We start from the raw sequence: 24,720 nt of genomic DNA on the forward strand, positions 1-24,720 counted from the left end.
TATAAATAAAAAAGTAAATTAACAGAAAAAAATTTAAGAAAGGGATAACAGTAAATTTAATTCAATTAAAATTAAATAAAAATTAATTAAATTAACCTTTTGACAATATTTAGCCTATATGCGAAAATAGTAATAAAGTGTAGAAAATTTAAAAAAGAGGTAATTTATGCAAAAAATTATATTGAAAAAAATAATTGGTATATTTATAACTATAGTTGTTATATTTAATTGCTCAACGATTGTTGCTGAAGGGGTTGAAAGTAACGACGATATACGATTTAAGAATATAACTGTAAATGATGGTTTATCTCAAGGATCAGTATATTCTATACTTCAAGATAGCAATGGATATATGTGGTTTGGGACTAATGATGGATTAAATAGATATGATGGATATTCATTTGAAGTATTAAAAGGGAGTGATAAAGAAGCGGACAAGCTATATTCAGGAATTGTAGGTTCAGTAATTGAAGATAGTGAAAAAAATATATGGGTAGGTGCAAGTGGGGGATTAGCAAAAGTAGATTCTAAGACTTTGGTAGTAGAGAGAATAGAAGTAGATAGTGATGATAAGAATAAAATATCTAACAATCATATATTGGATATTTACATGGATAGTTATAATGATATATGGATTGGAACAGAAAATGGATTGAATTTATATGATAAAAAAATGAGAGAATTTACGAAGTTTTTTAATATAGATGAAGAAGAAAATAGTTTAAGTAATAATTTTGTTAATTCAATAACTGAGGGATTACAAGATGAAATATGGATTGGAACTAAAAATGGATTAAATATATTAGATAAAAAAACAGGAATTATAAAAAGAATTAATAAAGAAAATACAAAAGCATTTAAAAGCAATAATATAGTTAAAGTATATAAAGATATAGGAAATAATATTTGGATATCTACTCAAGAAGAAGGGTTGGTAAAATATAATAGAGTAACGAATAGCTTTGAAGATGTAAAAGAGATAAATGAAAAGTTTGGTACAGAAAAATATGCTGTAAATAGTATTTATGAAGATGCAGTTGATAATATTTGGTTTGGAAGTAAAGGTGGACTTATACAATATTCTAAGATTGATAAGTCGGTAAAGAAATATAAAAAGAAATATTATGATACAGAAAGTCTTATAAATAATTCGATTCAAAGTGTTTATAGGGATAAAGGTGGAATAATGTGGATTGGAACATATGATGGAATAAGTATATTCAATCCAAAAGAAACTTTTGAAGGTTTTAAAAATGATCCGTTGAAAAAGAACTCATTAAGCTCGAATTCAATTTCAGGAATGTATGAAGATTATGAAGGCGATATATGGATGGGGACAACTAATGATGGTATAAATTTAGTTCATAGGGAAAGTGGAGAAATTGAACATTTTAAAGTAGATAGTTTAAATGAAAACTCTATTTCTAGTAATACTATTTATGAGATAACGGGAAATAAAGAAGATATATGGATAGGAAGTAAAAATGGATTAAATAGAATAAATAAAAAGAGTAGAACTATAAAAAAATATTTTAAAGAAAATAAAGAAAATACATTAATAAGTAATGATATAAAATCATTATATCTTTTTGAAGAAAGATATTTATGGATAGGAACTAGAGATGGTCTTGATATTTATGATATTCATGAAGATAAATATATAAATTTAAATTATATATTTGAAAATGGAAATGTTGGAGAAACTTTTGTAAGGAGAATATTTAAAGATTCAAAGAATAACTTTTGGATAGGAATGGGATGGAATGGTGGTTTAATAAAAATAGATACCCAAAATAAAAAGGTGAAATATTATAAAAGTGAAAATAAAGACTCTATTAAAAATAATGCAATTAAAGGAATTGCAGAAGATTTAGAGGGTGATATTTGGATAACAACATCAGAAGGAATCGAAGAGATATCAGAAAGTGGAATTAGAGCACTAACAGAAAAAGATGGTCTTATAAATAACTATGCATACGGGATATTAGTAGATGAAGAAAATAATATTTGGATAAGTACAAATGGTGGGATTTCAAAATTTGACCAGAAAAAAAATAGCTTTTCAAATTATACAATTGTAGATGGGATTAGCAGTAATGAGTTTAATGGAACATCAGAATTAAAAACAAGGGATGGAAAAATGTTTTTTGGAAGCATTAATGGTGTTACGGCTTTTTATCCGAGAAAGATAAAGGAAATAGATAAGGAAAAATTGAAAGTCGCTATAGGCGATATAGAAGTATTTAATAAAAATAATTATATTTATCAAGGTGGGAATTTAGAACTAAAACATAATGAAAATAATTTTTCAATTGAATTTTTTATGCCAAGTTACTCAAAATTAGGAAACTGGAATTATGAGTATATTTTAGAAGGATTTGATGAAGAATGGATAAGCTCTAAAAATAGAAATTATGTAAGATATACAAATTTATCACCAGGAAAATATGAGTTTAAGGTTAGGGCAAGATATGGTATAGAAAGTGTAAGTGAAGAAACAAAGGTCCAAATAGTAGTAGCAAAAGCATGGTATGAATCAAATATAGCATATGTTATTTATTTGCTTACAGTAATATTAATAATATATTTAATATTAAATAGAGTGAAAATATTGGAGAATTTAGTTAATGATAGAACAAATAAACTAAACAAAGAGTTAAGAGAAAAAGAAAAAATTTATAAAGAGTTGCTTAAAATAGAAAAATTTAGAAATACGTATTTAGTGAATTTATCACATGAATTAAGAACTCCATTAAATGTTATTTTATCAAGTGAACAACTTATAAATAGTTTAAATGAAGAAGAAAAAATAGATAAAAGAAATTTGAAAAAATATATGGAAATAATAGGGAAAAATTCACGTGGATTATTAAAGGTTATAAATGATTTAATTGATTCATCGAAAATTCAATCAGGGGCATATAAATTAGAATATAGTGAAGTTGATATTGTATATTTAGTTGAAGAAACAGCATTATCTATGAGGTCCTATATAGAACAAAATGGACTAGAACTTATTATAGATCCAGAAATAGAAGAGAAGATGGTTGAATGTTCCAAAGATGACATAGAAAGATGCGTAATAAATTTAATTTCAAATGCGATAAAATTTACTGAAAAGGGCAAAATATATATATCCATTAAAGAGACAGAAGATGATTATATTAAAATAATTATAGAAGATAGTGGAATAGGAATATCAAAAGAGCAACAAAGTATAATTTTTGATCGCTTTGCAACTTTAGAAACGGGAATATCTAGTAAACATTGTAGTAGTGGAATTGGACTTACATTAGTTAAAAATATAGTAGAGTTACACAAAGGTACTATTAGATTAAAAAGTGAAGTTGGTGTAGGCAGTAGATTCACTATAATATTACCGATAAAAAAGAAATAGTGTTTACAGAATATTAACTAATCCCGAGTTGATTAGTAAGGATTGACGAGGTATAATAAATTCAAATAGAGAAAGTCCTTATTAAAGAATAACAATTACAAATAAAGGATGAAATTAGAGGAGTGAATTAATATGAACGTAGTTTTTGACGGATTAACATTAAAATTATCAGATAAAGAAGTAAAAGTAGGAGATAAAGCACCAGACTTTTCAGTATGTAAAAGTGATTTACAAGAAGTAACTTTAAAAGATACAAAAGGGAAAAGAGTATTTTTAGCAATACCTTCAGTAGATACACCTGTATGTGACTTAGAAATCAAAAGATTTAATAAAGAAGCAGCAGCATTAGGAGATGTTACTATATATACATTCTCATTAGACCTTCCATTTGCACAAGAAAGATGGTGTGGAGCTAATGGTGTAGATAAAGTAGTTACATTATCAGACTATAAAACAAGAAGTTTTGGTAAAAACTATGGAGTATATATAGAAGATGTTGCACTTTTAACAAGAGCAGTATTTGTATTAGATGAAAATGATAATGTAATCTATGTAGAATATTGTAAAGATGCATCAGATCACCCAGACTATGATGCAGTTTTAGAAATCTTAAAATAAATTTAAGAATAATAAAGGACTATCTTTAAGATGGTCCTTTTTTAGTTTGTAAGAAAAGATAAATAGTTACCTCGTTTTAGTAACAAAAATATAAAAAAACTATAAAATATATTAGATAGTAATATGATGAGGTAAATATTGTGAATGGAATGAATCCATTATTTTCAGTACTTTTAAGTAGACTTGGCGGTAATCAAATGAATAATAATCAACTTATGAATATGCTTTTTAATAATATGGGTGGTAATCCTATGGGAAATAATAACCCTATGGGAAATATGCAAGGACAAATGAATAATGGAAATATGGGGCAAATGAATGGAAATCCATTATTAAACATGCTTTTAAATAATATGGGTGGCGGAAATATGAATGGAAATGCCATGAATGGGAATAACATGAATGGAAGTAATATGAATAACACCAATAATATGAATAATGCCAACAATATGAATAATAATTTTAACATGGAGAATTTAAAAAGTACTCTTAATAATTTAGGCATTGATAGTAATAACTTAAATAATATTAGTAATGAAGATATATCAAGAGTTTTAAATAGTTTGAATAACGGAAATTCTAATAATGGAAACTTCAATAATGGAAATTTTAATAATGGAATGAATTATAATGATGGAAGCAGAAGACAGAGAAAAAGACATAGAAGATAGTTGGTTAAAAAGAAACTTTAGAAAAACTCGTTTAGGCGAGTTTTTTGCAGTCTAAGAAGAAAGATTGACATTTTTTTTTAGAAGAAAGATAATAAAAAGATAAAAGTTCTTAGAAATGAGGAAAAGAAATGGAAGATAAATATATTTATAGAAATTATATAAATATAGGAAAAGAATTTAAAATTAAAGGAAATAAACTTAAAGCTATAAGTTTTTATAAAAAAGCCTTTAATACAGAGGATGGGAAAAAAGATATTGAGTTAGCTATAGATATGGCGCTACTTTTTCATGAACTTGAACAGCTAGATATGGCGAAAAGAATGTATATTCAAGCAATTAAAATAAATGATAAAGATGAAAGAGGATATTATGGACTTGGAACTATTTATGATGAAGAAAAGGATTATGAGAAAGCAAAAAGTTTTTATAAGAAAGCTATAAGTATAAATAAAAATTATGATAATGCATATTTCTTCTTAGCTAATATATATGATGACGAAGGCGAAAAAGAAGAAGCAATAGAAACTTATAAAAAAGTTATAGAAATAAATAATCAATATCTTTTTGCATTTGTTAATATAGCTTGTATTTATGAAGAAATGAGCGATTATATAAATGCAGAATATTATATAGATAAGGCATTAGAGATTTCTGATTCTCAGTTTAGAGTTTTATTTAATGCAGGAGTAATAAAAAAAAGATTAGGAAAAATAGAAGAAAGTGAAAAATATTATAGAAAATCAATAAAAGAAAAAGAGGATTTTCCATATAGTTACTTGAATTTAGGAGTCATTTATAGAGAAAAAGAAAGATTTATGGAAGCTATTGATATAATTTCGTGGGGAATAGAAAATAATGAAGAGGAAGGATTTCTTTATTATAATAGAGCTTGTTTTTATGCTTTATTAGAAAAGAGAAAAGAAGCTTTAAAAGATGTTATAAAAAGTACTGAATTAAATGAATTCTTCGTAGAATATATGAAGAAAGATAGTGAACTAGACTGTATAAGAGATTTAGAAGAATATAAAAATCTTTTTGAAAAATAAAGAGGGCTTATTCCCTCTTTATTTTTTATTCTAATTTTTTAATTAAAGTATCGAAAGCTAAATTTATAGTTAAATGATTATTTAGTTCAACAACTTTATTTACTTCTTTAGAATTTAAAAAGCCATTTCTAAGTAAAAGTTTTTCAGAATTTAGAGTAGTTAATACAACAATATCTCTGAATCTATTTGAATCAAAATTTTCAAGAGTATTAGATAGTTTTAAATATTCTTGTAAAAGAATAGTATTATATTTTAAAAGTTTGCTAGTTAATGTTTTTATACCAGTTTCAGCATTATATGGGAATATAAATTTATTGAAAAATAATACTGTGAAAACACCTACTAATATAAATGAAATTCTAGATAAGGTGATTTCTGTTAATCCCATTGTTAAAGAAGCCATAGATATAGAAGCAATAGAGGTAAACATAGATAATTTGTAATATTCTTTAAAACCATAAGTAAAATATAGGGATATTAATAATGCAACTATAGCAATATTAGGATCATGAGTTACATGGAGAAGTGTAATAATTATAGTTACACCTAAAAGATTACCTAAGAGTCTTTGTTTACCCTTAGAGATAGTTTCTTCATAGTAAGGTTGCATAACAGACATAATAGTTATAGCTACCCAAATAAATTTATATAAAGAAATTACATGACCTAAGAAGATGGTTATAGTAAGTGCAATAGCAATTCTTAAAGAGAATCGAATCTTAATTGAAGCGAAGGTTAAAAATTCTTTTTTAAATTTAAAATTGCTTTCTAAATCAGAACGACTCCATGAAGAATATGGTTTATTAATATCTTTTAAATTTAAGGAGTTTATATGTAAAATTGAAATAGAAAGGCAAGAGAGAATTTCAGAGAGAATTTTAAATTTATCATTGTTAATATTAGATTTTGAAAAGTCCTGTAAGGTTTTTGATACTAATTGAATATCAGAGGTAGTGTTTAAGATTTCTAGTGTTGAAGATATAGTTTGATTTAATTGTTTTAAGGTAGCATCATCTTTTAAGTCATATTTTTGAGAAAGATCTTTTAAGTGAAGATTTAATTTCTCAAGTATTAAATAGATATTAAACTCAAGCATACCTATATTAGTGGTAAAATAGTTTTTATAGCGAGTAACATATATCTTATAGCAGAGGGCTCTCATCGATTTTGAAAAACTATAATATCCCTTAGATAAGTCTGTTCCCTCTAAGATAGATTGTATATTAGTATTTAAAATGTTAAGAGGCATATAAATATCATCCTTAATAATAGTTTTTCTTGTTTTTCTAGATGTTATTAGAGAAAGAATTATAACAAAAAGAACGCCGAAAACAATAGATTCTAGTCTAAGAATGAAATCAGGAAAATCAGTTTTAGAAAAGCTAGTAAAAACAAATAGCATCATAAATGGCTTATAAATTTTAGGGTTAAATCTAGCAGTTAGAAAATAAGCAATTAAAAATGCCGTTGCAAAATTAAGAGGAATACCGAAGTATGGGTTCAATGAAGCTATAAATGATACAGTAACAATAGAACAATCTATAAGAATTAAGCTTATAGTTTTTTGAATAGTTTTCACATGTATGTCTTCAAAAGAAAGTGAAATAGCTGTCAAAGCGATTGGGAAAGCAAGCATACCGTTTTGAACACCAAAAAGAAATATTATAGAAAGCATAGAAAATGCAGCAACAGATCCATACTTTAGCATAGTTTTAGTATTAAGGTTTGTAAGTGTTATAAATTTTTTTAACATAATAATTCTCCTAAAGATAAAATTCTAAAAATAGTATGTACAAAAATAAAAAAAATATTCTAAAAATAAATATTTGTATAAAGAACCAATAGATTATATAATATACATATGTAAAATAAAATTTTTTTAATATAAGGAGTTTAGAGATGAAATCAGTTTATAAAAACCCAAAAGAATTAGCTACTTGTTTAAAGGATTTAGTAGACTTATATCTTGAGGACTTAATGACAGAAGATAAGTTAAAGCTTAGAGTTGTGAAGATGATAGAAGCAAATGGAGATGCTATATATGACGAAGAAGGTCGTATGCCAGTTAAGCTTCAAACAGTTTTAGGTGAAGAGAGAAAAGCTGTATTAGACAATATAAACAAAGAAAGATAATACATAGAGTATTAACAAAATAGCATGAAAAATTAAGGGGTTGTTTAAGAGCAACCTCTTTTATTGAAGAATTTTTAGAAGGTGATTTTTTGAAGAGGAAAGAAATAGAAGAAAAATATAAGTTATATTTAAAGATGGTAGTATCAGTAGGGGAATTTGAGAATTATAATAGATTTTTTAATATATATAGTGAATATGAAGAAGCTTGTAGAAGAATAGTAGTATTAACACCTTATGAAGAACTAGAAGAGGTAAATGAAGTTAATAAAGATAAAAAGATAGATGAACCATTTGAACATGAAGGAAACCTTTGGATTGAGGAGTATCCTATTTTAACAAATCCTAACAAAATAGATTTAGATTTAATGGATATAGATGAGGATATTATTAAAAGCTTAATAAATTAAAAAAACTTGCACTTTTTAGTGCAAGTTTTTTTAATTATTAGTCTCTAACCAATTGAAAAATTTAATTGTAGCATTAAAACGTATATTTAAGTTATCTGGAGTAGAAGACATACTTTGAACAATTAAATATTTAATTGATGGAAAGCTTAAAATGATATTCCCAGCTTGTTTATCGAATTGGAAAATATTGTTGTTTTGCATATAATTAAATAATGTATCTTTAGAGATAGAGATAAACCCAACTTTACCTGATTGATAGTGTAAAATTCCTTTTCCATTAGTAGTGGTACAAGTAAATATTAAATGAGCTTGTACTGGAATACCGTTATATAGTAAGTTTGCATATACATCGATGGTATTATTTGCTTCCATATTCACTTGAAGTCCTGAGATGAATTGGGATAAATCAGGATTTTCTTTAGCTACTGCTATAAAAAGGCTAGTAAGATCAGAATTTGAAAAATTAGTATCAGAAGTCGCTGAGAGTTCTGATAGAGATAGATTTATATCCTTTGGAATAAATTTTTTTGCTAAACTCCATTCTGTCAAAGTTGAAGGAGAATTTAATGGTGTTACCTGGACTTGAGGTTTAAATGAAAACTCATATACACAAAATACACCTAAAATAATAACTAGAATAGCAATAATTATTCCTATAATGAATTTTTTCATGTAAATTACACATCCTTTATTTTTTATCTATTATAGCATTAAAAATAAAAACATACATTAGTGCAAAGTAAAATTGAGAAATGAAAAAAATAAGGGCTGTTAAAAAACAGCCCAGTCAAGAGTGAATTTGAATCTATAAAAGATTCTTATTTTACATGCATATTGTAAAAAGGTATATATATGTTATTGTTGCATAGCAACATTAGCATGCTCATGTTTTTCTTCAGTAGTTTGAATTTTTCTCCAAACAACAAGTCCATAAATAGCGTTTACAGTAAATTGTATCCACATCATAGCACCAGATAAAGCAGCAAGTGAGAAAACTGGAGCAGCAAATAATGAATGTAGATATAAAGCTATTCCAACACCATCTGATAAAATCCAGAAATACCAAGTTTCTTTAAATCTTTGAGTAGAAACAATAACAGCACAAATAGTAACTGTTGCAGTAAATGAATCTATAAGATAAGAGGTATCATGTGGAATAGTTGCGCCAAATAAGCTGTGTACTATTGATGGTAAATGATAAACAAATTGAGAATATAATCCCCAAACGACTACTACAAAAATTATAATGCCTATCCATTGTTTTTTCTTTAAACTTCTAACTTCAATAGTAGAAGAAGAAGAATCTTTTTCTTTAGCTGCTTTTGTACTTTTATTCCAAGCATAAAATCCATACATATTCATAGGAAGCATATAGATAGTATAAAGAATAACTTCACCATACATATGTCTAGATAAAGAAACTGCTATATAAACAATTGTATTAACAACACCCCAAGCATAAGCAGCTGATTCAGCACGTGCAGTATAAATTGCAGCGAAAAGTCCTGTTATAGTTGATAAAAGCCCTGCTATAGTAATTAAAGTTAAACTACTTTTTATTGAAGATCCTGTAAATACAGGACTAATGAAAAAGAAGATATTTATTACTAAGAAAAATATAAAATATACTTTATGAAAGTTTGAAAACTTCTTAAACCAATTAATCATAATTGTCCTCCTAAACTATGTCTCTATTATTTTAATATTGAAAATTTCCTGCAGTGAAAACGTTATCCCTGAGATGAATTATAGCATGAAAAAAAAGATTAAAGGGTCATTTGTCTCTTAATTAACAAAATAGTAAAAAAAAATATAAATGAAAAAAATCAGAAATATCTATAAAAACATTGCGATGAAAAGGTTTTCTAGGGGAAAATAAAAAATAACTCTCATATAATTTATAAACTAAATGTAAATAAATTATAGAGAGTTATTATATTAAAACATAAAGAAAGGTTTTATTAATTATTTAAGTTCGCTTCAATAGCTTCTTCTTTTCGTTGGATTTTCTTCCAAACTAAAAGACCATAGACAGCATTTACAGTGAATTGTACCCACATTAAAGCACCAGATAAAGCTGCAAGTGAGAATTCTGGTGAAGACATTAATGAGTGAACATATAATAGGATTCCAACAGCATCTGATAAAATCCAAAAATACCAAGTTTCTTTAAATCTTTGAGTAGATATAATAACAGCACAGATAGTAACTGTTGCAGTAAATGAATCTACAAGATAAGCAGAATCACCTGGAATAGTAGTACCGAATAGGCTATGTACTATTGATGGTAAATGATAAACAAATTGAGAATATAATGCCCAAACAATTACTACAAAAAATATGATACCTATCCATTGTTTTTTCTTTAAACTTCTAACTTCAATAGCAGAAGAAGAAGAATCCTTTTCTTTTGCAGCCTGAGCACTTTTACGCCAAGCAAAAAATCCGTATGTATTCATAGGTAACATGTATAAAGTATAAAGTATAACTTCAGCATACATATGTCTAGATAATGATACACCTATGTAGAATATAGTGTTTGCAACTCCCCAAGCATAAGCAGCCGCTTCGGCACGGGCAGTATAAACAGCAGCAAAAAGTCCAGTAATTGTAGAAACTAATCCTGCAATTGCAAGGAGAGTTAAACTACTTGTTAAAGATCCACCAGTAAAAAGTGGACTAAAGAAAAAGAATATATTTACAATTAGGAAAAATATAAAATATATTTTGTGAAATTTTGAAAACTTTTTAAACCAATTAAAATTCATAGAACCTCCTAAAATAGATAAAATTATTAAATTTAGCTTTCCTGAGCTTATTTTAATTGCTATATAAGGTTTATACAATGTAACAAAAAGTAAAAAAAAGAAAGGAACGCCAAATAGTATAGTATAAAAGAGTAAATATTAACAAAATAAAAACTAAATAATAAAGAAAAGATTTACATAACAACAGTTTTCCAAAACAAAGAGTATATTATACAAATATATATTAAATAAATATGAATAATATTAAATAAAAATATAAAATAAATACGTTAACAATTATAAAAAAGTCATATGAAAGTAAATGATAACGTTTATCGCAAGATGAATTAATATAATAATATATATTAATTATATATTAGGTATACTATTTAAGGAGGTATGTATGATATTTGGTGATATGTGTATATGATGAAGATTGATTTAAAAGAAGATATATGTATAATATTAAAGGTATTTAGACAGTTCGGAAGCCTCCTGTCTATAAAAAAAACTAAGGCAATTTAAACGAATGTTTAATTTATGCCTTTATTATAAGGGGAGAAAAATTATGCAAAGATACAGTAAGGTATTAGGAAAAAATGAAAGAGAAATGGTTATGATTAAAGGTTTTCCATGTAAATGGGGAAGATGTACTTTTTGTGATTATATCCATGATAATTCAGAAAATGAAAAGGAAATTATAAAATTTAATAAAGAAATTTTAGAAGATATTACAGGTGAGTTTGGCGTATTAGATGTAATAAATTCAGGAAGTATTTTTGAAGTGCCTAAGGAAAATCTTTATGATATTAAAAAGATAATAGATGAAAAGAATATAAAAAAAATATTTGTTGAATGCCATTGGATTTATAAAAACAGACTTCAAGAAATTAGAGATATTTTTGGGATAGAAGTAATTTTTAGATGTGGAATAGAAACATTTGAGAATGATTTTAGAATGAATTTTTTTAATAAAGGAGCAAACTTTAAGGATTATAGCGAAGTAAATAAATATTTTGACTCTATATGTTTGTTAGTTGGTGTAAAAGGTCAAACTAAAGAAATGATAGATAGAGATATTAAAATACTAGAAAAAGAATTTAAATTAGGATGCGTTAATGTATATGTAGAAAATTCAACTAATTTAAAACGAGATGAAGAGTTAATTAAATGGTTTGAAAAGAAATATGAGTATTTAAGAGATAACCCAAATATAGAAGGGCTTTTTCACAATACAGATTTAGGTGTTGGGAGTGAAGAAGATGAGAGAAAATAGAACTTTACTTATAGCTAAATTAGCAATAGTCTGTGCATTATATGCAGGTATGACATTTGCCATTTCACCTATAGGATATGGTATATTTCAAATAAGAATATCAGAAGTATTAGTGCTTCTAGCATTTTTTGATAAAAGATATGTAATAAGCTTAACTTTAGGATGCTTTATTGCAAATTTAATGAGTCCTTTTGGAGTCGCAGATATAATTTTTGGAACTTTAGGAACATTATGTTCAACATATTTAGCTAGTAAAAGTAAAAATTTATTTATAGCAAGTCTCTGGCCGACTATATTTTGTATTCCGGTAGTATATTTTTTACATATATTTGCGAACCTTCCATTTTGGTTAAGCCTTGCAGGGTTCTCAATTGGAGAGTTTATATCAGTAACAATAATAGGATATCCTTTATATAAAGCTTTAATAAAAAGAAAGAAGTTTTTAGAAATAATAAAACTTTAGAGAAAAGGACTCTTTTAGCTGTGGCTAAAGGAGTCTTTTTGTATAAAAGATAGAAATTTATATCAAACTAAATTATTGATATAAACTATAAATTATTTATAAAATGAAAAGATTATTTCTTTTAAATGAAATAATTTACCTTTTAGAAACATTTTTTTTATTAATAATACAAAAATTTAAACTAATATGTTAATTATGGCTTAGTTTATTTAAAAATTATTTAGAAATTATATATTTTATAAAATAAGTGGCTAGGCAATAACAATTAAATAAAAAGGAGTGATTAAATGGCAACGAAAAAGAAAAGATTAGCAGCTACAGCCTATGGAGGGTGTAAAGGTGAAGAGTATATTCCTTTTGTCCCAACATCAGAAGTATTACCTGAAACTACAGGATATTCTATTGTTATTGGGATATTAATAGCTTGTGTTTTTGCTGCTGCAAATGCATATTTAGGATTGAAAATAGGAATGACTATTGCATCAGCTATTCCGGGAGCAATTTTAGCAGTAGGAATATTAAAAGGATCATTTAAAAGAAATAGTATTTTAGAAGCAAATCTTGCTTGTTCTTTATCAGGAATGGGAGAAGCAGCTGCAGGATGTTCTGTATTTGTTCTTCCTTCACTTATTTTAGCAGGATTTCATATAAGTTTGCTTACTATAATTTTGATTATTGTAATTGGTGGAACAATGGGGATATTCTTTATTACACCACTTAGAAGATATTTAGTTGTAGAAGAACATGGAACTTTAATTTATCCAGAAGGAATGGCGGCTGCAGAAGTTTTAGTATCAGCTAGTCAAGGTGGAAATTCTTTTAAAACTGTTTTAATTGGAATAGGACTTGGTGGACTTTATAATCTTTGTTCAGATGGATTTAAATTATGGGGAAGTCAAGCTACGTATATATTAAAAGGCTATCAAGGAACTATGATAGGTATGGATACTATTGCTCCAGTTTTAGGAGTTGGATTTATAGTAGGAGTTCGAGTTGGTCTTTTAATGTTTGGTGGAGCTTTAGTTGCTTGGTTTGGACTTATTCCGCTTATTAAATTTTTTGGAGTGGGATTGAATCATGCTATTTTTCCTTCAACAAAATTAATTTCACAAATGACAGCAATGGAAGTTTGGTCAAACTATATTAAATATATAGGTGCAGGTGCTGTTGCCATGGGGGGATTCATTTCTTTAGGAAAATCGTTACCTACACTTGTAAAAAGCTTTAAAGAAGCTGTTGGTGGAGCATTAAAAGAAGAGAAACATGGAAAAGCTACTAAGAGAACTGATAAGGAAGCACCAATTGTATTCCTTATTGCAGCAGCATTAATAGGATTCTTTGCAACTTGGCTATTACCAATGTTTAAAGCAGGAATATTAGGTGGAATATTGGCTGTGATTTTTGCATTTTTCTTTGCAGTAGTATCAGCAAGAATGGTTGGTATTATTGGAGAATCAAATAATCCGGTTTCAGGAATGGCAATAGCTTCACTTTTATTTATTGCTATAGCATTTAAAATTTCAGGGCTTAGTGGTCATATTGGAATTGAAAAAGCACTTATTGTAACATCTATAGTTGCAGCAGCAGTAGGAATTGCAGGTGCATCTTCTCAAGGTTTAAAAACTACATTCATAATTGGTGGAACACCAAGAGATAACCATATTTGGATGTGGGTTGCAATGATATTTTCAGCAGTTATAGTTGCTATAGTTATATTTATGTTAAATAAAGCTTATGGCTTAGGGTCAGTTAATGTCCCAGCACCACAAGCAACATTAATGAGTATGCTTGCTGATGGAATTATAACAGGTCAATTACCTTGGACATTAGTTTTTGTTGGGGCATTTATTGCTATTTTTTGCGAAATGGCAGGAATTCCAGTACTTCCAGTAGCACTTGGAATTTATCTACCTATTACATTAGACGCTACAATTCTTTTTGGAGGAGTAGTTCGTGTATTAGTTGAGAAAAGATTTAAAAAGCAAAAAGAAAAACAAGAGGCAGCTGTTGAAAAAGGTATATTAACTGCATCAGGACTTGTTGCAGGAGGAGCTATTATGGGAATAATAGTAGCAATTTTAACAACAGTTGGAATAGATATAGGGTTTGGAGCTAATATATTACCTTCAGTAACAGGAAGTAATTGGTTACCACTTATTATGTTCTTACTTTTAGCATATTGGTTCTATAATTCGTCAATAAAAGGTGGAAAAAGTCTGAAGGTTACTAAAAAAGAGGATACTTCAAATGAAGCATAAAAAAATTGCAAATGAAAAAAATGCAAAGTATAATTTTATCCTATATATACCAGAGATAAAACATGATAATTGGAAAGTTATTGATGATAAAGTTACGGTATATTTTAAGGTGAAAGATCCGGTAAAGAAATTTGTAGGATGGCTTTATAAAAAGTCACCTACTTGTGATATTACATTTGATGAACTTTGCTCAAAAGCATGGCTTTATATGGATGGAAAAAGAACTATTTATGATATAGCAAAGCTTATGGCAAAGGATTGTGATGAGCCAGTAGAAAGTTCTATAAAAAGAATAGTTCCTTATATGAAGTTTGTAGCTCAAAAAGGATGGATAAAGTTTATTCAATAAAAAGAAAGTCGCTTATTATTTTAAGCGACTTTTTTATAAAATATATATTTAAAGGAAAATAAGCTATTGAGGAGGAACAATAAGTCCGTTATCAAATAGTTTAGAGATTTTATCTAGAAGAAATGAATTTAAATTAGAGTAGTCATCAGCTTTACACCAAACACGAATACCGTAAGTAGTAGTAGAACCATTTTGTGAGATAACACCATAGAAAATATTTGAGTTTGGAAATATTAAAGGTGAATCAGCAATTAACGAATTTAATATTTCTTTAATTTTATCAGTACTCTCCTTAGAGGATACTAGAACATCTAAATCAACTCTTCGTAAATCTTTAGTAGAAAGATTTATAATACTTGAACTTGAAAGTTTACCGTTAGGGACATAAATAACTTTATTATCATCTGTAATAATAAGAGTATAAAAAAGAGAGATATTTTCAACTCTACCATTTCCTTCAGAAGTTCTTATAGTATCACCTAATTTAAAAGGCCTAAATAATAATATAACTACACCACCAGCAATATTTGCAAGGCTTCCTTTGAGAGAAAGACCAATTGCTAAGATTGATGCACCTAATAGGGCTGCAAGAGTAGCTTGAGAGATTCCAATAAAGCCTAATAATATAATAATTAGAATAACTTTTAAAGATATTTGAGAGATATGATTTAAGTAATTATTTACAGTTCCATCAATACCGTTTCGATCTAATAATTTAAATTGGATTTTTGTAAGTTTTTTTATGATTTTAAAGCCAATCCATAAAAGGATAAGTGCAATTAATATTTTAAAAAGATGAGATGAAATAGTGGAAATGAAGTGTCCTAAAAGGCTGAAAATTTGTTCCATAATAAAAAACCTCCTTTATATAAAAATAGTATTCCTAAAAAAAGGAGATATATATACTATGAAATATTTTCAAATTATTAATTATATATATACAGAAATTCAAAATTAACAATATATTTTTAATGTATAATGATAAAACAACTTTAACATAAATAAAGTAAATAAATTTCAAAGAGGTTAAAAAATGGATGCTATAAAAATTTACAGTGATATGATAAAAAACAGGATTGATAAACCAGAAAAATTTAGAAAGATGCTTAAGATGGGATATAATCTAGAATATTTAAGATTAAAGCTAGTAGGAGAAAAGGATCTTCCAAAATCGCTTAATTATCTTTCTGAACTTTGTATGAAATTTACATTAGATCCTTTAAAAGAAGCGGAAAAAACAGCGTTTATAAATGTATTTACACCAGGGGAATTCTTACATGCCTTTGATTTACATCCACAACTTATAGAAGCTTTTTCATCATATATATCAGGAACTAGATGTGAGGATGCTTTAATTGATGTTGCAGAAAGTAATGGAATTGCAGATAGTTTATGTTCTTATCATAAAACATTTATAGGAGGAGCTATATCAAAAGTATTAGAAAAACCAAGATTTGCAATAACAACATCAACAGCTTGTGATGGAAATATAAATACGTTTAAACTTGTAGCAAGTCTTTATAATATTGATACATTTGTAATTGATGTACCTTATGATTATTCAGAAAGAGGTGTAGATTACGTAGAGGAGCAGCTTCATGATATGGTTAAATTCATGGAGGAACATTTAGGGGAAAAACTAAATCATGAGAAATTAAAGAAAATAGTACAAAGAGAAAATGAAAGCTTAAGATGTTATAAGGAATATTTAAAACTTTTAGGTGAAAAGTATTTTCCAAATAGTTTAACAATAGAAATGTTTAAGGTATTTGTAACACACCCATTTATAGGTAGAGAAGATACTCTTAAGTTTTATCAGATGCTATTAGAAGATATAAAAAAATACCCATATAAAGAGCCTAAAAAGAAAATTCTATGGGCACATTTATTACCATTTTACAGTCAATCTTTAAGAGCGTATTTAGATAAAAATGAGGATTATCAATTATTGATGTCAGATATGAATGCAGATAATTTAGATTACTTAGATGAAAATGATATATATAAATCAATAGCTAAAAAGATTATTTTAAATACGTATAACGGACCATATGAGAGAAGAGGAAATAATATATTAAAATTAGCTAAGGAATTGAAGGCAGACGGTGTAGTGAATTTCTGTCATTGGGGGTGTAAGCAATCTAGTGGTGGATCATTAATATTAAAAGAAATATTAAGTAAAAATGATATACCTATGCTAAGTATAGATGGTGATGCAGTAGATAGAAGAAATAGTCAAGAAGGTCAAAATAAAACGAGATTAGAAGCCTTTTTTGAAATGTTAGATGCAAAAGATGGAGGGAAAAAATAATGATAGGATGTATGTGTAAATACAGTCCTTTTGGAATATTTGAAGGATTTAAAACAAAGGGGAAAATAATTAATAGTGATATAGAAGGATTTAACAAATCAGAAACTCTTCTTCACCCTACAATGTGTTCTTATAGCAAAGTATTATTGGACACTTTAGTAGAAAAGGGAATAAAAGAGGTTTTTCTCGTAAATTGTTGTGATTCTATAAGAAGACTTAAAGATACTTTAGAAAAGATGGAAGAAATAGATTTTGTATATATGATGGATCTTCCACGAAAGAATAGCTGTTGTTCTAAAGATATGCTTAAAAATGAAATACTTAAATTTATAAAGGTTTATGAAGAATATAAAGGAATGAAATTTGATATAGATGCCTTTAATGAAGGAATCTATAAATATCAAACTCCCAAAAGAGAAGAGAAAAAAGAATACATAATGCTTTTAGGGGCAAAAGCATCTTTAGATTTAATTCATAAAATTGAAGACAATTTAGATTATCCTTTAATAAATGAAACTTGTTCAAAAGAACATTATGTAACAAACATAAAAGCATTTAAGGATATAGATGATATTTGTACATGGTATTCAGATCAAATACTTAGTAAAACACCATGTATGAGGATGGCGGATACTACAAATAGAAGAAGCCTTATAGAAGATCCAAATCTTAAGGGAATAATATATCATACAGTTAAATTTTGTGATCATTATTCATTTGAATATATGGGGCTTAATAAGGGTGAAATTCCTATAATAAAGATAGAATCAGATTTAACAAATCAAAGTAATGGACAAATAAAAACTCGTATAGAAGCTTTTAATGAACAGTTAAACGGAGGAAAATTTAAAATGAAAACTATAGAAAATAAAGAAAGAATTTATACTATGGGAATAGATAGTGGATCTACCTCAACTAATATTATTATATTAGATAAAGATAAGAAGGTTTTAAGTAGTGTTATAGTTAGAACAGGAGCTAGAGCTTTAGATTCAGCCTATAAGGCATTAGATTTGGCATTAGAAGAGGCAAAGCTTAAAAGAGAAGATATAAGTTTAATTGTTGGAACAGGGTATGGAAGATATAATATTGATTTTGTTGATGAAAATATAACAGAAATAACATGTCATGGTAAAGGAGCTCATTTCTTTAATACTGAAGTTAGAACCATTATTGATATTGGAGGACAAGATAGTAAGGCTATAGCTGTAGATGAAAATGGAAATGTAACAAGTTTTGTAATGAATGATAAATGTGCGGCAGGAACAGGAAGATTTTTAGAAATGATAGCAAAAACTTTAGAGATAGATTTAGAACAAATGTCTAAAGAAGGATTAACATATAATGAAGATATTACAATAACAAGTGTTTGTTCTGTATTTGCAGAGTCAGAAGTTGTATCTTTAATTGCAGATAATAAAGAAAGAAGAGATATAATTCATGGAGTTAATAAATCGATAGCAACAAAAACAGTAGCATTAGTTGATAGAGTAGGAAGAAATCCTAAATATATGATGACCGGTGGAGTTGCAAAGAATGCTGGAGTTATTAAGGAAATAGAAAATAAATTAAATTCTAAATTATTTATAGCTGAAGAACCACAAATCTGTGGAGCAATGGGAGCAGCACTTATAGGACTAGAAAAAATATTGGAAAATTTATAAGATATATAAAACTCGTTTAGTGAGCTGCATACTTCATAGTAGGAATAGTTCATAAGCGGGTTTTTCTTTATGTAGATAAAAGGAAATTTTTAATATACATAGAAATTAATAAGTATAAATACTTTAAGAATAATAGTTAAAAGAATAGATGATTAAAAATAAAAAAAGATGAAATGATAAAGATTAAGAGGTGAGAAAATGGAATTTAATAAAATACAAATGGAAGTAATTGAAGAGTTAAAAAGAAATATTTATTTGACTGCACCAGCTGGAACAGTTATATTTACCAAGTATATACTATATATATAAATAAGGATATAAAATACATAAGAGACGATATAGAATAGGATATTGTATAGTGAAAGAAAAGTAAAATAAACACTATATAATATCTTTTTTTAATGTATAATAATAAAGAGCACAAAAGGAAATATAGGAAGAAAAGGGAATATATAATAATGAATAATAAAGAGAGCATGAAGAATCCAAATGTATATGATATTAAAACTAAGAAGAAGTTAAAAAGAATAGATACAAGTGAACAAATAGCGAAGTATCTAGACTTACGAGATATAGTAAATGAAAGGAACAGATTATTAGGCGTAATAGGGGAGGATAGATTTAGAAGTATAAAAGCTGAAACCATAGATATAGCAAATAATAAAAAATATACATATTATGTGGTTGATTATGGGTTGCCAGTATTTCAAGTGAATGAATTTCTAGATACAAAAAAAGATTCGGAAAATACTGCAAGAAAATATTGTAACATAATTAGTAGATTCTTAAATTATTTAAATCAAAGAAACATGGACTATTTTGAGGTTGATAATAATGTAGTAGAGGATTTTGTAAAGTTTAGAATTTATGGTGGAAATTCAAATTTAACATTGTTAAAAAGTACAATTAACTATAAAACAGTAATGGACGATATTTCTGTTATAAAAGCTTTTTATTTATGGCTTTCAAGGAGATGTACTAGAGTAAATATGTCCTTCTATAGTGAAAAAAGAAATATTAAATCAGCATTCCTATATGCAGAAATAGGTGCAGTTGATGGTGAAGAAATTGTGTCAAAGCATTTACATTCATTAGGGGAATCAAAGGAATATATTAAGTGGTACACCGAAGAGCAAGTAGAGGCTATTCTTAGTAATTTTTCAGCAACTAGAGATAAGGCTATCTTTTTATGCACATTAGATGGTGGAATGAGAATCGATGAGGTACTTAGTGTTAAACGTAAGGATTATGATGTTGAGAGACAATGTATTACTCCAACAAGAAGTAAAAGTGCTAAATTAAGAACTATAAAGCTTTCCAAAAGAGCTTGTGATATGATAGAGAATTACTTATTAGGGGAGAGGGAAGATGCTGAATACGACTCGAATATACAATCACAATATTTATTCATAAATATAAAAAAAGGAAAAAATCAAGGTAAGCCCGTAGGCTATAACAATTTTCTTAAAATATTAAAAAGAGCAGCTAAAAGAGCAGGATTAGCAGAAGAGCAAATAAGAACACATAGTGGAAGAAGTTCTAAAACCATGGAATATCTTAAAGCGCAAGCAAGGTATCCAGAATTAAATTTAACAGACTCTCAAATAGCTACAAATATGGGATGGGAAAATATAAATACAATTAAGCACTATAAAGATCATCAAAATGAAGAATTAGGACTAATGGCACATGAAAAGATACTTAAGGCAAAAGAAAAAGCAGAGGGAAAGGAGTAAATATTAAAATGATATTAGAAAAAGATTTTATTGAATCTATAAAGAATACTATATTTTGTAAAAAACCGCTTGTACAAGTGGTTAAAAGAGGTCCAACCAATGAGGTTTTTGAGGTAATTAATGGTATTGATGAAGAAATTATAGATGATTATATAAGGTATTACTGTGATAAATATATAGATTCAACTGAATATAATAAAAATAGGACTATATATAATAAAAACTTTATTACTTCACTGAAAATATTTAAAGTTATGGCACCAAATTCACCTAATGTTACGACATATGCTTTTTGTAAAACCTTTCTTAATGCTAAAAAGTTTATGGATAGGATTAAAGATATAGGTGAAGAAATAAGGCAACAGAGTATAAAAGAAAGAGAGGAAGATAAGGCAAAAGCCAAAGTAGTTAAACAAAATATTAGAAGAAATATTATTGAGTCTGTATATAAGACCATATCAAATAAACAACCACTTGTGCAAATTAATGTAAATGCACCAATCAGGGAATTATTTGAAGAAATCAATAGTATTGATGAAGAAATTATAGATGATTATGTAAGGTACTATTGTGACAAATATATAGAAACTATTAAAAATGATTTTTTAGATAAAGGTTTTTTTATGAGTGATAAAGTATATGGACTTATGATTCCTAATTTATCTACGAGTGTGTTAGATAGATATGAACTTTTAAAAAGATATCCAGCTTCAAAAAAACTTATAGATAGAATTACAGATATAGGGATAGAATTTGGTGGGATAACAATTAGACCACTAGGGGAAAAGGCTAAAAAAAATTTATTTAACCTTATAGAAAAAACTATATTAGATAAAAAACCTCTTGTGCAAATTATACCTAAAGGATTTATTAGAGAAATATTTGAAATAATCAATATTATTGATGATGGTGTTATTGAAGAATATATAACACATTTTTGCAATATATATATCAATTCCTTAAAAGATGGTTTAACGGATTCTATTGTTTCTAGAACTAGAATGACATATAAAATATATTTACTGATAGCTCCCAATTCACCATATAAAACTGAATTAACTAGTGTTATAGAAGGGTATCCAGATGCAAGTGGATTTTTTGAGAAAATTACTGCTATTAGTGAAACATTTAGAGATAAGATGATTGAAATAGTTATTGGGACAAAAAAAGGTAGTTATATTGAATCTATACATAAAGCTATGATGAATAAAGAGCCTCTTTCACAGGTAAAAGCAGGAGAAGGAATTAAGCAGATATTTGAAATAATTAATAGTATGGATGAAGAAGTCTTAGTAAATTATATAAGATATTATTGCAACAAACATCTAGATTCAGTTAAAGATACAAAAGAGTTAAGTAAAAAAAATTGTAACATATGTGCTTCAGTATACCCAGTAATATTTCCAAATGGACCTAAATTAGCTAATATTTTAATGAAGTATTCAGAGGTGAAAATTTTTAGAGATACTATTATAACTATAGGTAAAGAGGTTAAGTATGAGAGGTTTATAAGTTTAATAAAAAGCAAGACACCATTAGCAGACTTGTACAGTTTGTATGGTCTTCAATTTAATAGAACTGAAGTTATGGAAATGATTGTTAGATATATGCAAACTGATGCAGAAAATTTCAAAGGTTATATATTACATTTATTAGTAGATGGATTAAATAAAAGAAGTCTAGAGGGCAAAAAAATAATAGGAATAAAAAATGTAGAAAAGATAATATCTAATGCTATAGTTGGACCGGATACTCTTTATAATTTTAAAGAATCAGAAATTATATTTAATATTACTATGGAACACTATGATAAATATTGTAAATCATTAGTAAGTGAGTGTGTTGAAAATAATAAACCATTAAAAGATATAGATCGTTGCGTTATTAATAGTCCAAGTGTAATGAAAATATTTTTACAAATGGATATTAATACGAGGAATAAATATGTCAAACAAAGAATGGATTATTACTTTGATAAAAGAAAAATGATGAATTTGGGTACTTTTAGACAAGATTGCACTTGTAGGAATAAATTCATTCTTGATGAAAATTATATAAAAGAACGTGAGGAGATTCGTGAGTGTATAGAAGCATTATATGATATATATGCTAAAAAGCTAATAAAAGGAAATAGAGAAGAAATTTCAATGAGTAACAATACTTGGACTCTTTTCTTTATGGAAGGTCCTAGAATAGGATATAGATCCTTTAAATTCGATGATATAAAATCTGAAAAATTTAGGTATGAGGTCAAGATGTATATGATGGACGAATGCACTTATAGAATTAAGAATAACGTAACACTTTCATTAATTAAGGATAGCTTAAATTTTTTGTATGATAGAGATAAAGATTGTGATTCATTTAGTAAAGTAGATTTAGGTGCTATCAGAGCATTAAATGACTATCTTCAAAAGGATTTAAAAATTAAGAATAGACCAGTTGATAGAAATAGAAGTGCGGGTACTGTAAAGAAAAGTATTGCGAAACTAGCTAGTATAGTTGACTTTCTGATTTCATATAGTCAAAAAAATACAATGATAACAGAACCTCCAATGAATAACCTATTTGGTACTATTATTTTCAGAAATCTTGAGTCAATGTCAAAGAGAACGCATATAATTCCAGATGAAATAATAGAACAAATGGATAAGTATATTGAACACTTAAATCCTCAACATCAGTTGATGTATGAAATATTTCAAAATACAGGTATGAGGTTATCTTCAGTATGTAAATTGGAGGCTAGCTGCTTGAAGCCATCCAGATATGATGATGTCAAAATACTGAAATATAAGCCTTATAAACTTGAAAATTTCAATAAGAAACAAGGTAATTTACCGTATGAAGAATTAATAATTACACAAGAATTAGCAAATAAAATTGAAGAGCAAAAGAAAGCTACGAGTAAGTTAAGAGAAAAGTATAACTCCACATATATATTTTTAAGTATCAGAGAAGAATGCGGATTTTTAAGACCTAGCATAGTTGGAGGAAAGGGATTTGTAGAAGCATTAAACAGAATAGCAACTAGGAACAATATATGCTATAATAACGGAGCTATTTGGCATTTTACATCGAGACAATTTAGAAAGACTTTAGTTTCTATAATGATGAATAACAATGCTACTGATTCAGAAATTGCTTATGTTTTGGGGCATCATAATCAAAGGACGTTAAACCGTTACTATAAAGAAATCAATGAACAAAGAGTTGAAAATCTAAATCATGAATTTTTTAAAAATAGATTTGGTATAGATATTGGAGAGGAGAATCTAAGTCAATATTCGCAAAAAGAGAAAAAAATTTTATATATAGATTTTGTAACAAATTATAGAAGAGTTCCTTTAGGTTATTGCTGTAAACATATAGCAGATGGACCTTGTACTAAAGAATCAGGAGCAAGTGCTTGCGAAAAATGTCCTAAAATATGTACTGGAAAGCAGTTTATTCAAGAGTGGATTAACTTAAGAGATGATAGAAAAAGAGAGTTAAATGAGCTTGTAGAATATTATATTAAGAACAATATCCCAAAAGAGGAATATTTAGAGTATAAAGAATATCAACATATTTTTTATGAATTTAACTTATATCAGGACGCCATAGATAAAATAAATGAAAAATGTAGTGAAGGAGTGTAATGT

20 protein-coding genes are annotated in these 24,720 nt (G+C 27.1%); 15 read left to right on the forward strand and 5 right to left on the reverse strand.

Going from position 1 to position 24,720, the window contains the following annotated elements; translation table 11 throughout:
• Positions 1-166: 166 nt before the first annotated feature.
• The 4 genes from Q0W06_RS06185 (at position 167) to Q0W06_RS06200 (ending at position 5,732) form a co-directional block, all read left to right on the forward strand.
• Entirely contained in the window at positions 167-3,397 is a 3,231-nt protein-coding gene (locus Q0W06_RS06185) for a sensor histidine kinase (RefSeq protein ID WP_297632839.1), read from the forward strand.
• A 132-nt stretch (positions 3,398-3,529) separates the two neighbouring features.
• A complete protein-coding gene (tpx, locus tag Q0W06_RS06190; RefSeq protein ID WP_297632842.1) occupies positions 3,530-4,015 on the forward strand; it encodes a thiol peroxidase in 486 nt (161 codons plus the stop codon).
• A 149-nt stretch (positions 4,016-4,164) separates the two neighbouring features.
• Positions 4,165-4,686 carry an RNA-binding protein gene (locus Q0W06_RS06195; RefSeq protein ID WP_297632936.1) on the forward strand — a complete coding sequence of 174 codons (522 nt, stop codon included), beginning with the start codon at positions 4,165-4,167 and terminating at the stop codon, positions 4,684-4,686.
• Positions 4,687-4,814: 128 nt separating this feature from the next.
• Positions 4,815-5,732, forward strand: coding sequence for a tetratricopeptide repeat protein (locus Q0W06_RS06200; RefSeq protein ID WP_297632845.1), 918 nt, complete (start codon positions 4,815-4,817; stop codon positions 5,730-5,732).
• 25 nt (positions 5,733-5,757) lie between these two features.
• Here the strand turns inward: Q0W06_RS06200 and Q0W06_RS06205 are convergent, their stop codons facing one another.
• Positions 5,758-7,485: an FUSC family protein gene (locus tag Q0W06_RS06205; protein ID WP_297632847.1), complete on the reverse strand. Its 1,728-nt coding sequence runs from the start codon at positions 7,483-7,485 to the stop codon at positions 5,758-5,760.
• 146 nt (positions 7,486-7,631) lie between these two features.
• Between Q0W06_RS06205 and Q0W06_RS06210 the strand changes: the two genes are divergently transcribed.
• Positions 7,632-7,865 carry a TIGR04540 family protein gene (locus Q0W06_RS06210; protein ID WP_297632851.1) on the forward strand — a complete coding sequence of 78 codons (234 nt, stop codon included), beginning with the start codon at positions 7,632-7,634 and terminating at the stop codon, positions 7,863-7,865.
• Between the two features lie 89 nt (positions 7,866-7,954).
• Positions 7,955-8,272, forward strand: a complete 318-nt coding sequence (locus Q0W06_RS06215) for a hypothetical protein (RefSeq protein WP_297632853.1) — start codon at positions 7,955-7,957, stop codon at positions 8,270-8,272.
• A 30-nt stretch (positions 8,273-8,302) separates the two neighbouring features.
• Here the strand turns inward: Q0W06_RS06215 and Q0W06_RS06220 are convergent, their stop codons facing one another.
• Positions 8,303-8,644 carry a hypothetical protein gene (locus Q0W06_RS06220; RefSeq protein WP_297632855.1) on the reverse strand — a complete coding sequence of 114 codons (342 nt, stop codon included), beginning with the start codon at positions 8,642-8,644 and terminating at the stop codon, positions 8,303-8,305.
• A gap of 19 nt (positions 8,645-8,663) precedes the next feature.
• Between Q0W06_RS06220 and Q0W06_RS06225 the strand changes: the two genes are divergently transcribed.
• Positions 8,664-8,858: a hypothetical protein gene (locus Q0W06_RS06225; protein WP_297632860.1), complete on the forward strand. Its 195-nt coding sequence runs from the start codon at positions 8,664-8,666 to the stop codon at positions 8,856-8,858.
• A 269-nt stretch (positions 8,859-9,127) separates the two neighbouring features.
• Here the strand turns inward: Q0W06_RS06225 and pnuC (Q0W06_RS06230) are convergent, their stop codons facing one another.
• Together pnuC (Q0W06_RS06230) and pnuC (Q0W06_RS06235) are read right to left on the reverse strand one after the other, a co-directional pair.
• Positions 9,128-9,940 carry a nicotinamide riboside transporter PnuC gene (pnuC, locus tag Q0W06_RS06230; RefSeq protein WP_297632863.1) on the reverse strand — a complete coding sequence of 271 codons (813 nt, stop codon included), beginning with the start codon at positions 9,938-9,940 and terminating at the stop codon, positions 9,128-9,130.
• 293 nt (positions 9,941-10,233) lie between these two features.
• Positions 10,234-11,040, reverse strand: coding sequence for a nicotinamide riboside transporter PnuC (pnuC, locus tag Q0W06_RS06235; RefSeq protein ID WP_297632865.1), 807 nt, complete (start codon positions 11,038-11,040; stop codon positions 10,234-10,236).
• Between the two features lie 547 nt (positions 11,041-11,587).
• Between pnuC (Q0W06_RS06235) and Q0W06_RS06240 the strand changes: the two genes are divergently transcribed.
• The 4 genes from Q0W06_RS06240 to Q0W06_RS06255 all read left to right on the forward strand — a co-directional run bounded on the left by Q0W06_RS06240 (position 11,588) and on the right by Q0W06_RS06255 (position 15,365).
• Entirely contained in the window at positions 11,588-12,295 is a 708-nt protein-coding gene (locus Q0W06_RS06240; RefSeq protein WP_297632867.1) for a radical SAM protein, read from the forward strand.
• Complete coding sequence (locus tag Q0W06_RS06245; protein WP_297632870.1) at positions 12,282-12,758, forward strand: QueT transporter family protein; 477 nt, start codon at positions 12,282-12,284, stop codon at positions 12,756-12,758. The genes Q0W06_RS06240 and Q0W06_RS06245 overlap by 14 nt, the downstream gene beginning before the upstream one ends.
• Before the next feature lie 287 nt (positions 12,759-13,045).
• The gene (locus Q0W06_RS06250; RefSeq protein ID WP_297632873.1) at positions 13,046-15,016 is read left to right on the forward strand and encodes an oligopeptide transporter, OPT family; all 1,971 of its coding nucleotides are present in this window, start codon (positions 13,046-13,048) and stop codon (positions 15,014-15,016) included.
• Entirely contained in the window at positions 15,006-15,365 is a 360-nt protein-coding gene (locus tag Q0W06_RS06255; RefSeq protein ID WP_297632877.1) for a PqqD family peptide modification chaperone, read from the forward strand. The genes Q0W06_RS06250 and Q0W06_RS06255 overlap by 11 nt, the downstream gene beginning before the upstream one ends.
• Positions 15,366-15,428: 63 nt before the next feature.
• On the opposite strand, the gene Q0W06_RS06260 is transcribed toward Q0W06_RS06255, so the two are convergent.
• Positions 15,429-16,214, reverse strand: coding sequence for a mechanosensitive ion channel domain-containing protein (locus Q0W06_RS06260; protein ID WP_297632880.1), 786 nt, complete (start codon positions 16,212-16,214; stop codon positions 15,429-15,431).
• Between the two features lie 184 nt (positions 16,215-16,398).
• Here Q0W06_RS06260 and Q0W06_RS06265 point away from each other — a divergent pair, with 184 nt between their 5' ends.
• The 4 genes from Q0W06_RS06265 (at position 16,399) to Q0W06_RS06280 (ending at position 24,717) form a co-directional block, all read left to right on the forward strand.
• On the forward strand, positions 16,399-17,676 hold the full coding sequence (locus Q0W06_RS06265; protein WP_297632883.1) for a 2-hydroxyacyl-CoA dehydratase family protein: 1,278 nt from the start codon (positions 16,399-16,401) through the stop codon (positions 17,674-17,676).
• Positions 17,676-19,340, forward strand: a complete 1,665-nt coding sequence (locus tag Q0W06_RS06270) for an acyl-CoA dehydratase activase (RefSeq protein WP_297632888.1) — start codon at positions 17,676-17,678, stop codon at positions 19,338-19,340. Before Q0W06_RS06265 ends, Q0W06_RS06270 begins: the two co-directional genes overlap by 1 nt.
• A 458-nt stretch (positions 19,341-19,798) precedes the next feature.
• Complete coding sequence (locus Q0W06_RS06275) at positions 19,799-21,076, forward strand: tyrosine-type recombinase/integrase (protein WP_297632891.1); 1,278 nt, start codon at positions 19,799-19,801, stop codon at positions 21,074-21,076.
• An 8-nt stretch (positions 21,077-21,084) separates the two neighbouring features.
• A complete protein-coding gene (locus Q0W06_RS06280) occupies positions 21,085-24,717 on the forward strand; it encodes a site-specific integrase (RefSeq protein ID WP_297632894.1) in 3,633 nt (1,210 codons plus the stop codon).
• The last annotated feature ends 3 nt before the right edge of the window (positions 24,718-24,720 follow it).

It is taken from the genome of uncultured Clostridium sp. (genome assembly GCF_947072515.1).
In the GTDB taxonomy this organism is placed as follows: Bacteria; Bacillota; Clostridia; order Clostridiales; family Clostridiaceae; genus Clostridium.